General features: G+C 62.2%; 13 protein-coding genes and 2 pseudogenes. 6 read left to right on the top strand and 9 right to left on the bottom strand.

The window, feature by feature from the left end:
• Positions 1 to 116: 116 nt before the first annotated feature.
• Positions 117 to 1,315: pseudogene (locus QN350_RS17310) on the top strand (IS3 family transposase).
• A gap of 62 nt (positions 1,316 to 1,377) precedes the next feature.
• Here QN350_RS17310 and QN350_RS17305 read toward each other — a convergent pair.
• From QN350_RS17305 to QN350_RS17285, 5 genes are all read right to left on the bottom strand, one after another.
• A complete protein-coding gene (locus QN350_RS17305; RefSeq protein ID WP_322140312.1) occupies positions 1,378 to 1,806 on the bottom strand; it encodes a MerR family transcriptional regulator in 429 nt (142 codons plus the stop codon).
• 9 nt (positions 1,807 to 1,815) lie between these two features.
• Complete coding sequence (locus QN350_RS17300; RefSeq protein WP_322140313.1) at positions 1,816 to 2,232, bottom strand: hypothetical protein; 417 nt, start codon at positions 2,230 to 2,232, stop codon at positions 1,816 to 1,818.
• Positions 2,233 to 2,424: 192 nt separating this feature from the next.
• Entirely contained in the window at positions 2,425 to 2,898 is a 474-nt protein-coding gene (locus QN350_RS17295) for an OsmC family protein (protein ID WP_322140314.1), read from the bottom strand.
• Positions 2,895 to 3,536, bottom strand: coding sequence for a GntR family transcriptional regulator (locus QN350_RS17290; RefSeq protein WP_323503760.1), 642 nt, complete (start codon positions 3,534 to 3,536; stop codon positions 2,895 to 2,897). The genes QN350_RS17295 and QN350_RS17290 overlap by 4 nt, the downstream gene beginning before the upstream one ends.
• A 365-nt stretch (positions 3,537 to 3,901) precedes the next feature.
• On the bottom strand, positions 3,902 to 4,087 hold the full coding sequence (locus QN350_RS17285) for a YdeI/OmpD-associated family protein (protein WP_323503759.1): 186 nt from the start codon (positions 4,085 to 4,087) through the stop codon (positions 3,902 to 3,904).
• 194 nt (positions 4,088 to 4,281) lie between these two features.
• Here QN350_RS17285 and QN350_RS17280 point away from each other — a divergent pair, with 194 nt between their 5' ends.
• Positions 4,282 to 4,749, top strand: a complete 468-nt coding sequence (locus tag QN350_RS17280; protein WP_323516959.1) for an AAA family ATPase — start codon at positions 4,282 to 4,284, stop codon at positions 4,747 to 4,749.
• Positions 4,750 to 5,051: 302 nt separating this feature from the next.
• On the opposite strand, the gene QN350_RS17275 is transcribed toward QN350_RS17280, so the two are convergent.
• Positions 5,052 to 5,888 (bottom strand): helix-turn-helix domain-containing protein, encoded by an 837-nt coding sequence (locus QN350_RS17275; RefSeq protein ID WP_323503735.1) that lies wholly within the window; start codon positions 5,886 to 5,888, stop codon positions 5,052 to 5,054.
• A gap of 207 nt (positions 5,889 to 6,095) precedes the next feature.
• Here QN350_RS17275 and QN350_RS17270 point away from each other — a divergent pair, with 207 nt between their 5' ends.
• Positions 6,096 to 7,157 carry an ABC transporter ATP-binding protein gene (locus tag QN350_RS17270; RefSeq protein ID WP_323503736.1) on the top strand — a complete coding sequence of 354 codons (1,062 nt, stop codon included), beginning with the start codon at positions 6,096 to 6,098 and terminating at the stop codon, positions 7,155 to 7,157.
• Positions 7,154 to 7,888, top strand: coding sequence for an ABC transporter permease (locus QN350_RS17265; protein WP_323503737.1), 735 nt, complete (start codon positions 7,154 to 7,156; stop codon positions 7,886 to 7,888). The genes QN350_RS17270 and QN350_RS17265 overlap by 4 nt, the downstream gene beginning before the upstream one ends.
• Before the next feature lie 454 nt (positions 7,889 to 8,342).
• On the opposite strand, the gene QN350_RS17260 is transcribed toward QN350_RS17265, so the two are convergent.
• Positions 8,343 to 8,612 carry a hypothetical protein gene (locus QN350_RS17260; RefSeq protein ID WP_323503740.1) on the bottom strand — a complete coding sequence of 90 codons (270 nt, stop codon included), beginning with the start codon at positions 8,610 to 8,612 and terminating at the stop codon, positions 8,343 to 8,345.
• Here QN350_RS17260 and QN350_RS17255 point away from each other — a divergent pair.
• On the top strand, positions 8,562 to 8,975 hold the full coding sequence (locus QN350_RS17255) for a hypothetical protein (protein ID WP_323503741.1): 414 nt from the start codon (positions 8,562 to 8,564) through the stop codon (positions 8,973 to 8,975). The two genes, QN350_RS17260 and QN350_RS17255, sit on opposite strands and share 51 nt — an antisense overlap.
• A 19-nt stretch (positions 8,976 to 8,994) precedes the next feature.
• Here the strand turns inward: QN350_RS17255 and QN350_RS17250 are convergent, their stop codons facing one another.
• Complete coding sequence (locus tag QN350_RS17250; protein ID WP_323503738.1) at positions 8,995 to 9,216, bottom strand: antitoxin MazE family protein; 222 nt, start codon at positions 9,214 to 9,216, stop codon at positions 8,995 to 8,997.
• Between the two features lie 217 nt (positions 9,217 to 9,433).
• Between QN350_RS17250 and QN350_RS20050 the strand changes: the two are divergent.
• A pseudogene (locus tag QN350_RS20050) lies at positions 9,434 to 10,318 on the top strand (LacI family DNA-binding transcriptional regulator); the annotation flags it as partial.
• A gap of 71 nt (positions 10,319 to 10,389) precedes the next feature.
• Here the strand turns inward: QN350_RS20050 and QN350_RS17240 are convergent.
• On the bottom strand, positions 10,390 to 11,058 hold a 669-nt coding region (locus tag QN350_RS17240; protein WP_323516957.1), incomplete at its 5' end, for an IS30 family transposase.

Below are 11,058 nucleotides of genomic sequence, written 5' to 3'. Positions count from 1 at the left end.
ACATTCCTCGCCTCCCCCAGGTGCAGGGAAGCCGGGGCTTTTTCGAGGCCACCGGCGCCCAGCCCGGCTGCGCGAAGTGGCCCTGACCCCTGGGGGTGGACACCTCACAAGAGAGAATGTTCACTATGGCAAGATCACGTCGGGAGTTCACTCCTGAGTACAAAGACGAGGCCGTGAAGCTGGTTTTGACTACCGGCAGAGCGGTCGCGACCGTCGCGCGCGAGCTCGGGATCAACGAGGCCACGCTGGGCCGCTGGGTGAGCGCGTTCAAGGCCCGCAACGAGACCGCACAAACCGAAGTGACGGAGTCTGAGCGGGCCGAGCTGCTGCGGCTACGGAAAGAGAACGCGGACCTCAAGATGGACAGGGCGTTCTTGAAAAAAGCGTCCATCTTCTTCGCCCAGGAAGCATCGGATACGAACGGCAAGCGTTCGAACTGATGCTGGCGGAGAAGACCAACTTCACCATCACCCGCATGGTCCGTCTTCTCGAGGTGTCCCGGTCGGGCTACTACGCCTGGCCCGGCCGGGTGCCGTCGCCGGCGGCGATCCGGCGGGTGCACATCGAGCAGAAAGTCGCTTTCTTTCACGGCGATTCCGACGAGGTCTACGGCGCCCCCAGGATCCTGGCCGATCTCCGAGCGGACGGGGAGGTCATCTCCCGCAAAACCGTCGCCGCGACCATGCGGCGCCTGGGTTTGGTGGGCATTTGCCCGAAGAAGTGGAAGACGACCACCATCATCGATCACGCTGACGCCTACCCGGTCGATGCTGTGGAACGGCAGTGGGATACCGGGGCGCTGAACCAGGTCTGGGTCGGCGATATCACCTATCTGAGGACGTGGGAGGGGTGGGTGTATTTGGCGACCGTCATCGACGCTCACAGCCGCCGTGTGATCGGTTGGGCTATCGCGGACCACATGCGCACCGACCTCATCCAGGACGCCCTCACGATGGCCATGGTGCTGCGCGGAGACCGCCCGGCGACGGTGATCTTCCACAGTGACCGTGGCACCCAATACGCGTCGGAACAGATCACTCTGTTCGCGGCCACGAACGGCATCACCCGGTCGATGGGCTACACCGGGATCTGCTGGGACAACGCCATGGCCGAGAGCTTCTTCGCGACATTGAAAACCGAGTTCTACTACCGCCGGGTTTGGCCCACCCGGGCCCGCGCGATCCAAGGCGTCGCGGACTGGATCGAGGACCGCTACAACCGCCGCCGGCGCCACTCCTCGATCGGGCAGGTCACCCCAGTAGAGTTCGAGATGCAATACTCGTCACAGGCCGCAGAAATCCAACTCGCCGCTTAACCCGTGTCCACTCTCCGGGGTCAAGGCCACGCACGGGGATCGCTCAACGGGCACTGTCACTCTCACTCATGCGCGCTAGTGCGGGAGTCTCCCTGTTGGCCGGCGAGGGCGCTGACAATTGGGCAAGGCACTGATGCATCAACGCACTGCACTTCAAGAAGTCCCTTGATGGCGAGGCTCGTGCGCTGGAGGTCAGCGATCTTTTCATCGATCTCGCGGAGCTTTTGCGCAGCAACCTCCGCGACGTCGCCAGCCGTCACGCTCCCGGCACGTACTGTCTGTGAGAAGCGGTCGAATTCGTGCAACTCGGCCAAAGTGAAACCAAGTTCCTGGCCGCGACGAAGAAAGCGCATTCGGCGGACATCGGAGTCGCGATAGTCGCGGTATCCACTGTTTGTCCGCTCTGGCTTCGCGAGGACACCTGTTCGCTCGTAGAACCTAACCGTAGATATTTTAACCCCGGCTCGCAGGGCTAGTTCTGCTATTAGCACAAGCCGACTCTAAGCCACTACTGGACGGCGGGCGGAGGCCATGACAGCTCCCTGCACGATAGCCCACACCACCTCGAGGATGAGCATGCCAAGCACGAGCGGCGACGCGCCGTGAATCAGGGCTGCCGCCATCCCGAGCGAGAAAAGGAACCTTGCTGCAGTGTCCGCGGCGCCTGCTGCCCTCGATGGGCGCGCAAGCCTGAACACCGACCACACCACCACCAGCGATCCCATCAAGTTGGCGAACATCAGGGTAAACACATCGCCCGCATCGGGCACTGAACCAGGGAGCCTAAGGGCTACCTGAAGCGCTCCGAATCCTTCGAAGAGAGCTGGTGCTGTGAACGGCAATGCGAAGCCAGCAGTGACAATCAGATCGTAGAAAGCGGATATGCGGACAGTGTTTCGAACAGCCGAGGAAGTCATTCCCCCACTGTTGACCCTGCACCATAGTGCAGGGTCAAATCCGTGGACCGAAGGTCGCTCACACATAATCAGACACATCGTGATGTTGGCGTCCCGACAATGCCCGCAAGCCGGACCCCTATCGAGACAAATTCCTGCCCCAGCAATGCGGTCGTGTGAATCACAGCGATAAGTGGCGGCTTTCTCACGCCGCTAACTGTCACTCTTGCTAATGGTGACGGCGTAACGAATCGGCGTTTGGACGGATCTCGCGATGAAGCAATAGTCCGCGACCCGATGATGCAGCTCTTCCGCTACGTCGGCATCGCTGTCAGCAGTGATGGTGACGATCGGGTGAAGAGTGACGTTGTCGAACTGCCCCGCGCCGTTCGCTTCCTCGATCATGAGGCCGGTCGGCCGGTCTTCGTAGCCGACGACAGTGACGCCAGATTTCGCGGCAAGGCCGAGATACCACAGCATGTGGCACTGTGCGATCGAAGCGACGTAGAGCTGCTCGGGATTCCACCTAGACGGATCGCCCCGAAATGCTGGATCAGAGGACGCGGCGATGGACGGAAGCCCGTCGCCGGCGATGTCGTGGTCACGGGAGTAGGAACGGATGTTTTTTGTTCCTTGGCCTGTGTTACCGGTCCACGCAAGTTCGATTGCGTAGGTGTGGTCGGTCATGGCTGGTTTCCTTCGTTGATTGTGATGAGCGCGTCTCGTGTGGCGAGGATGTGTGACTGGGCCGCATCGCGTGCCATATTCGCATCCCCCTGGCGGAGAGCGTTGAGGATGAGACGGTGTTCATGGTCGACTTCATCGACTCGCTGCGGAGTGCGAATGGTATGACGAGTGCTGACAACGGTGCGGTCCCACCACTGACTCAGTGTCGCGATCACAGCACAGTTTTCCGACAAGCCAGCAGTGCGTTCATGAAACGTTCGGTTAGCTTCCGCAGCTCGTTCGAGGTCGCCTGCACGCGTGCACGCATCGGTGAGGTCGGCCAACGCGTCAAGCTCTGCGAGGTGTGCCGGCGGGACGGCCCCCGCCTGCACTCTCGTTGCCGCCTGGAAAACGGCCCAGCCCTCCAGGCCGGCCCGAGCGGTAAACAGGTCCACCAATTCATCAATGGGCATGGTCCTGACTCTGACCCCGCGCCCCTCGGCCAAGACCAAACCGTCGCCTTCGAGGCGCTGTAGGGCTTCCCTGACCGGGGTGCGGCTCGTGCCCAGTCGTGTCGCAAGCTCGGACTCGGTTGTTCGTTTCCGCGAGTCCAGATCACCCGAGACCACCATGCGATGTAGCTCCGTGTAGATACTCATTGAAGTATTATTGCATGCATTAAAAATCAATGCATCCATTATGAGCACGAAGGTAGTCGTAGATGGTTTCTCGGCCGATCCTCAAAGTCCCGAGCGAGAGCAGCTTTTCAAAATCCACGCACCGACGACTGCGCTAAGTCCAGGCACAGGTCAGGTTAGGTCAGGTCAGGTCAGGTCAGGTCAGGTCAGGTCAGGTCAGGTCAGGTCAGGTCAGGTCAGGTCAGGGAGCACCATCCTGTCTCACAAATCTAATGTTTTCCGAGACTTGCTCCGCGAGTTCGCCGCGCTCACGGCGCCTCGTCCGCTTGCGACGGCTTCCAGCCTTGAGCGTCGTCGAAGTCCTTGAGGTCAAAGCGTCAGGTTCGTCAGGGAGCCGGCGCGACAATCCGGCCGACGTGGCGGGTGATGCGGGTGGCTCGAAGTGCGTCGCTGCTCGCCGTGGTGATGTCGAGCAAAATCGGGTACCGCGCGGATGCGGGCAGAGCAAAAAACGCAGGTTCTGCTCCCTCCGCGCTTTTCAGCGCCGAGAGGAAATCGTCTGGGACAGTCATGGCCGCCGCGCCGGCGTAGGCGCGGGCCCACCGGCCATCAGCGCGTGCCCGCTCAATCTCAGCCCGACCACGCTCACGCATCCTGCCGGCCGTGGTCAGGCCGTCGACGAGGTCTACATTTCGTTTCGACCAGATCGAGCGGGCACGCCGCGGGGTGAAGTGCTGGTGGTATCGATTACCACGAGCACGGCCTCGTGGACCCTTACATCTATACCGAGTCCCGCTCCAGTGGGCGCACCGAACTGCTCATAATCGACGAAGCCGACCGCCTGAAAACAACGGGCCTCGAGCAAGTTCGCGACTACTTCGACCGACACAACATGGGCGTCATCCTGATCGGCATGCCCGGCATCGAGAAACGCTTCGCCCGCTACCCGCAGCTCTACAGCCGCATCGGATTCGCACACGAATACAAACCACTCACCCCCGACGAACTCACCGCCGTGCTCAGCAACCGCCTCCCGGCAGGAAATGTGGCAGATGATGGCGGCATCGGCCACGCCACCGCCATCGCCACAATTATCCGAATGACCGGTGGGAACTTCCGCCTCGTCGACCGCCTCGTCACGCAGATCGAACGAATCCAGAAGCTCAACAAGCTCGACGGGCTCACCCCGGAAGTTGTCGACGCCGCCCGCCAAGCACTACTCATCGGCCACTAAGCGGCGCCGGAATCGGGCCACTTATCTCTGCGGCTCACACGTGAGGGCGGCGAGTCTCATAACTACGTCGCATAACCTTTTGTCTGAATTGCAGTACTCACCGTTAGTTATGCGATACCCAGAAGCGGTTGTGGTGGCCTAATCGGCCCAGATAACTTCCCAGTGGGCGAGCTGGGCGGAGCGCAGCGATCCCGGCGAGCTGATTGGTTGTGCGCGGCTCACACTCATGCCAAGCAGTCCAGCGAGGTGGAGCAGGCCGCGGGGATGCTCTGGCCTTTCTGAAGGCGAGGTCGCGAACTCTCCTATCGGTGGAGGAGTTGGGCGATGACGCGGAGTCCGGCGGGGGCCGAGAGGCGGGGGGACGGGGAGATGGTCGACAGCATAGAGGTGATGTTTGCGACGGCAAGCACGCCGAGTGCGGCATCGTAGTCGTTCTCCGTCGGAGGCGCCGGGGGTACTGACGAGACGTGGCCGGTGTTCGCGTTTTCCTTTTCTTGGCTCTCGTGTCGGAGTCGATCGTCCCGGACTCGGGTGGCGAGGCCGTCGATCGCGACTTCGAACAAGTCAGCCAGTTCGGGGCGTGCCTCCGGATGCCGCACGGCATAGGCGAGGACCTCGAGGGCGAGCAGCGTTTCGGGGTCGTCGGCAGATGCTGCGAACCGGCTTGAAGTCTCATCGAACAGGTCTGGCCCGTCAGCGATCAGGTCAGTTTGCGAGTCAGCCGCCTGACACGGGGTGCCGGAGTCGTCGGCGTCGCCGTGCGTGCCAGGGCACAGCACCCGCTCGCGGGCGAGACTAAGGAAGAGCTTGCTCTTCGAGCCGAAGTGGGAGTAAATCGCGCCTTTGGTATAGCCGGCGGCCGCGGCAACGTCCCCAACGGAGGCACCTTCAAATCCCCGAGCGGAAAACACCTGGGCGGCCGCATCGAGCAGGTCAGCCCGTGTGCGGTCGACTCGCTCCCGGCGACCTTGGCCGCCCCGCGCCGCCTGGGGTCCCCGGAAGTTGGAGATGTTCTCGGAAGCGTCGTTCAGGCCGCGCGCCGCATCGCGCAGTCCCGCCGCGATAGCTACGCCGACCTCGTCGTTGACCACCGCTACCTGCTTACCCAGTAGCCGCGACAGGGCGGTGGTGGCATCCACGAGTGCCCGAGTAGCGGATGCGACCGAGTCCCCGGAGGCTTCCGCAGAGCCGCCGCTATGACTTTCTGGTTTCATGACCACAGCTTACCAGTTAGATACCGACTGGTATGTGAGTGTCAGATGACCAATGGCGATGCCGTTCACATACTCATCCGACTGGTGATACGGTCATGAATATACCAAACGGTATTGTTTAGAGGGGATCTTATGGCACCGGCCAGTACGCTCAGCATTCACGGACTCAGCAAGCGATATCGGGGTAGAGCGGGGGTACAAGCCAACGACGGGATATCCTTCGACGTCGCGCCCGGATCCGTAGTGGGCCTGTTGGGCCACAATGGCGCCGGCAAGACCACCCTGGTCAACCAGGTGGTCGGTCTGGTCAAGCCAGACGCGGGAAGCATCCGTGTCGAAGGAATAGACGCCGCCGCGCGCCCCCACCTGGCACGTCGGCTCGTGTCGATCCAGGCGCAGGCGAACGTCCCGATCACCGGTCTGACGCCACGCCGGGCGATCGAGCTGGTCGGTCGGATCAGGGGTGCCTCTTGCGCCGACGCGACGAGGCGCACCGAACACCTGCTCGACGCGCTGGAACTGGGCCCCTGGGCGGACACCCCCGCTCAGAAGGTCTCGGGCGGGATCGCCCGCTTGACCTCCTTCGCGATGACCGCCGTCGTGCCGGGCCGTCTTGTGGTGCTGGACGAGCCCACCAACGACGTCGATCCCGTGCGGCGCCGCTTGCTCTGGGATCAGATCCGCGAACTTGCCGCCAACGGATCGGCGTTACTCCTAGTCACACACAACGTTCGAGAAGCCGAGCGCGTCGTCGACCACCTTGTCGTCCTCGACCACGGGCGCGTCATCGCCGCGGGCACCCCTGCCGGGCTTACCGAGCCGCTCCATGGTGCCCTCACCGTGGAAATCCACCTCGCCCCAGGACAGCCGCCCGCCTGGCCCTCCATCATCTCCCTGGCCAACACTCTGGGCAGTCAGCGCGAGAATCTTCACGTCACGGGAACCGTCAGGCCCGATCACGCCGTCGACTTCGTGCAGTGGGCACAAGCCCACGTCCACAGCGGAGGCATCGAACGATACGCACTCACGCCCGCTTCGCTCGAAGACGTCTACATCCAACTCGTCGGCACGGACCATGCCACTGATTCCCCCAACGCGACGGGACGCGAATCTGCCGAAGCATCCGATACCCGGCCCGACACCCCGACCGAGCACGACACCACGACCCACGCCACAACAGGGCAGCGCGCATGACCGCCCTCACCCAGACCCTCCTCCTTGCCCAATGGCAATTCCGCCGCCAGGCCCAGTTCCTCCCGCTTCTGGTCGTCGTGCAAGTCTTCATGGCGATCGCTACCGTGATCGGATACGGGCTCCTCGTCGGCGACCCCTCTCCTGAGATCGCGCTCTACCTCGCGACCGGCGCCCCGACCGTCACCCTGATTACGGTCGGTCTCGTGATGACCCCGCAGGTCGTCGCGCAGTCCAAAACCGAGGGGAGCTTCGACTGGATGCGCACTCTACCCGTGCCGCGCAGCGCGTTCCTATGCAGCGACCTACTCGTCTGGACCCTCATCGCGCTCCCGGGAATGGTCCTCGGAGTCATTGCCGGAGCGCTTCGCTTCAACATCGCGCTCTCTCCAGCACCGTGGGTTGTAGGCGCTGCGATTCTCGTGTCGATCACCGCGGCATCTGTCGGGTATGCGATGGCGACCCTGCTGCCACCGGCGGTGTCCACCCTGATGACCCAGATGCTGATCTTCATCGTCATGCTCTTCTCTCCCGTCAGCTATCCTGCCGACCGACTGCCGGCCTGGCTCGCCACCGTGCACGAGTTCCTCCCCATCGAGCCCATGGCCCAACTCATCCGGGCCGGACTCGCCTCGAACGACTTCTCCCTGCCGCTCAAGTCGATGGTCGTGCTCGGCGCCTGGTGCCTGGCCTCCCTCGGCGGAGCGATCCTCGCCCTCCGACGCCAGGCCTGACCAACTGATGCGGGGTTCAGCATCAAGCATGAGTCGGCCTGAGGCATGCTCGGACGATGCGCTGCTGCGCGGGGCGCTCGCACCCACGGATCCGAAAGACTCACTGCTCGTGGTCCGGATCATCGAGCGCATTTACCGCCAGGCCCGGTGAGCCCGGGCAGCGCCAGTTCGCAAGCGAGCGGATGGCTGCGGACTGGTGGGTCGCCCTCGCCAGTGGGGCCGCTGAGGGCTACCGTTGCTACTCCACCCGCTTCCCCTACGGTGACCCCGACGCCGCCGATGAGCGCGCTGCGCTGCTTCACCATCGCTCAGCTCAGGTCCGCGCTCAATAAGCTTCACAGCCTCATTCCGCTCGACCTCGTCCAACACTGCGCTACTCCACGCAGGGGTATACGCCTGCTCAATTGCCAGGGAAAGCAGGAAGTCCCGAAGAGTGCTGGGCCACAGCACGCAGCTATCTAAGAGGGCGGTAAACACCCGCCTGGTCTGTCAGCTCCCCAGCCCTCGCCCGCCGCTGAGCGCCCAAGGCACGCCGAGTCTGGCGCGCCCGCTCCAAGATCTCCTCAACAGGAGTCTCATCATCAAGAGTCGACCGCATCTCCTCGAGAGCGTCATATTGTTCTTGGCGACGTCGGTCCCGAAAAGCCATTACATCGACCAGGAGCACTCTCCGATGGGTACCAACACGCTCAAAGGGAAGCTTCTGCTTATCAAGGAGCTTCACAAGCGTTGGCCTGCTAATCCCAAGAAGATCCGCCGCCTGCTGAGTGGTGAGCGTCTTCGACTGCGGCAAAATACTCACAGCAAGCCCCCGCTGCATGGAGTCAATTACCTGCAGAAGAACCCTATGGATCTCCTCTGGAATCTCCACCTGGTCACCCGTTGCGGCACCGGCCAGGAAATAACGCGGGACCGGAGCCTCTCGACCGGCAGCCTCATGCGCCGCAAGAAAATCATGCACTCGGGCGACACCAACCAGATCATCGCCTACGTATGTCTGTTGACTCAATGCCCCCACGCTGCTCATAACTACTCCCCATCCGAAAGAAACGTAACACATTTGCGTACATTTCGACTGAGAAATTGATTACCGCTCCGTCGCCGAGCTACTCGAGCGACGACAAACCCAGGTGAAGCACGCGACGTTCGTCGCCAAGGCCGCTCACTACCGCTCCGCCACGGTCAGCGGATGCCACGGCGACCGACTGTCGATGCGCTTCAGCTGCGAAGCGCTCAGAGCGCACGTCCGGCACCCACACCTGAACCAGACGGAAACCCTGCTCCCGCATGCGATCCCGATGCTTGCCGACCCTATCCCTTACAGCCATGCAGCGATGTAGCGATGTAGCGATGTAACGGTCTCGGCGCCAGAGGCGTCCGCGAGATCAGTTCAACTGTTGCCCGTGCGGACCCGTGTGGCCCGTGCCATGCCCACAGTTGTCCGGAACGGGAACAGCAACCGGCACCCGGCACCCGGCACGGCGCGAGCTACACGTTGAACCTAAACTCCACCACGTCGCCGTTGCATCGAGGGCAGGTGTCAGGATGGCTCGATGGTCTTGGCATGCGCGGTGCACCAGGGTCGCTGCAATGCCAGGACGCCCCAAGACTTACGCGATTCCGTTTCTATTCAACGTCTTTGAGAACACAGCAACAAGAGGCATCCATTTCCTGAGGGATACTAGAGGCATTCCAAGCCCCGAAACCACGCCTGGCGCACTCGACGGACTACTCGAACCAAACAGGGGACATTGCCATTCGACTTTTGGCGAATGGCGCGTGGTCCACCTGCCGGATGTGTGGGTGTTTCGAAAGCACTCCAAAGGGATTTGCGCTGGACTCCTCTGCAAGACGATAGGACAGCGAGTTGACATGGTTCGTTTGAATGGTTCGCCCGCCACGATGCAGGATGTTGCCACGCTTGCAGGGGTCTCAGTGAAGACCGTTTCGAATGTTTTGTCTGGTTACGCGCACGTCTCGAGCCGGATGAGGGAACGGGTCATGGTCGCTGTCCGGGAGCTGGACTATGAGATAAACGTATCGGCGAGGAACCTGCGATCCGGGCGGACGCGGGTGATCGGGCTTGCGGTTCCTGAGTTGAGCCAGGCGTACTTCGCCGAACTTGCGGACGCTGTCATTCGTGCCGCGAATCCGCGCGGCTACACGGTACTTATCGAACAGACGACTTCTAACGGAAATGAGATGGGCACGATAGCGGCGATGCGCCGCCACTCCATCGACGGGCTCATCTTCAACCCGTTCGCCTTCGGACCAGGGGATGTGGCGGGCCTCGATGTCGACTTTCCTATTGTTGTGATTGGCGACCGCATCGAAAATAGCCCCGCGGATCATGTCACACTTTCGAATGCTGCGGCCGTGGCGGCGACGACGAGCCACCTCATCGGACTGGGCCGACGTCGCATTGCAGTGCTCGGACCACAGCCGAAAGATCCCGTCGGTACGGCAGCGATGCGGTTTCGCGGCTATACGGAAGGGCGATTTCAAACGGTGGAAGCAACAGGGGCTATTTCCTTCCTTGAGACTAGCTCGCTGAGCAGGTCAGCCGGGGTGCTGCGTTTGAGGGTTTTGCGGGGCCGCTGGTTGAGTTCAGTGGCGACTTCGAGGAGGCGTTGAGCGCTGTGGGCGTTCAGATCGGTGCCTTTCGGGAAGTACTGACGCAGTAGCCCGTTGGTGTTCTCGTTCGAGCCGCGTTGCCAGGGCGAGGCTGGATCGCAGAAGTAGATCGGAACGCCGGTGGCTTTGGTGATCTCCACGTGCCGGGCCAGCTCGGTTCCCTGATCCCACGTCAACGAGCGCCGCAACGGCACGGGCAGGGCGTCCAGGGCGTCGATGAGGCCGTCGTGGAGTGCGGCGGAGCTGTGGCCGTTGGGCAGGTGCACCAAGACGACGAACCGAGTCGTGCGTTCAACGAGGGTCGCGATCGCCGATCCTGACGCGGATCCGATGATCAGGTCGCCCTCCCAATGGCCGGCGACCTTCCGGTCGTTGGCCTCTTTGGGGCGTTCGCTCAGCATCACTTTGTCGCGAATCTTGCCCGGCGCATTCAGATGTTTTCCTCGTGGTTTCCTGGTGGATCGGCCCCGTCGCAGGTGCCGGTGCAGTCGCTCTCCGACGTAACCGCGGCTCTGGACATAGAGGCTTTGATAGAT

The sequence above is a fragment of the Cryobacterium sp. 10I5 genome (assembly GCF_035019865.1).
Classification (GTDB): domain Bacteria; phylum Actinomycetota; class Actinomycetes; order Actinomycetales; family Microbacteriaceae; genus Cryobacterium; species Cryobacterium breve_A.
This window is presented reverse-complemented; position numbering and strand designations above follow the sequence as displayed.

Coding starts and splice junctions, on each gene's coding strand:
- QN350_RS17300 (WP_322140313.1), bottom strand. CDS start 2,232: ATGACTTCCTCGGCTGTTCGAAACACTGTCCGCATATCCGCTTTCTAC.
- QN350_RS17295 (WP_322140314.1), bottom strand. CDS start 2,898: ATGACCGACCACACCTACGCAATCGAACTTGCGTGGACCGGTAACACA.
- QN350_RS17290 (WP_323503760.1), bottom strand. CDS start 3,536: ATGAGTATCTACACGGAGCTACATCGCATGGTGGTCTCGGGTGATCTG.
- QN350_RS17285 (WP_323503759.1), bottom strand. CDS start 4,087: ATGACTGTCCCAGACGATTTCCTCTCGGCGCTGAAAAGCGCGGAGGGA.
- QN350_RS17270 (WP_323503736.1), top strand. CDS start 6,096: ATGGCACCGGCCAGTACGCTCAGCATTCACGGACTCAGCAAGCGATAT.
- QN350_RS17265 (WP_323503737.1), top strand. CDS start 7,154: ATGACCGCCCTCACCCAGACCCTCCTCCTTGCCCAATGGCAATTCCGC.
- QN350_RS17255 (WP_323503741.1), top strand. CDS start 8,562: ATGGGTACCAACACGCTCAAAGGGAAGCTTCTGCTTATCAAGGAGCTT.
- QN350_RS17250 (WP_323503738.1), bottom strand. CDS start 9,216: ATGGCTGTAAGGGATAGGGTCGGCAAGCATCGGGATCGCATGCGGGAG.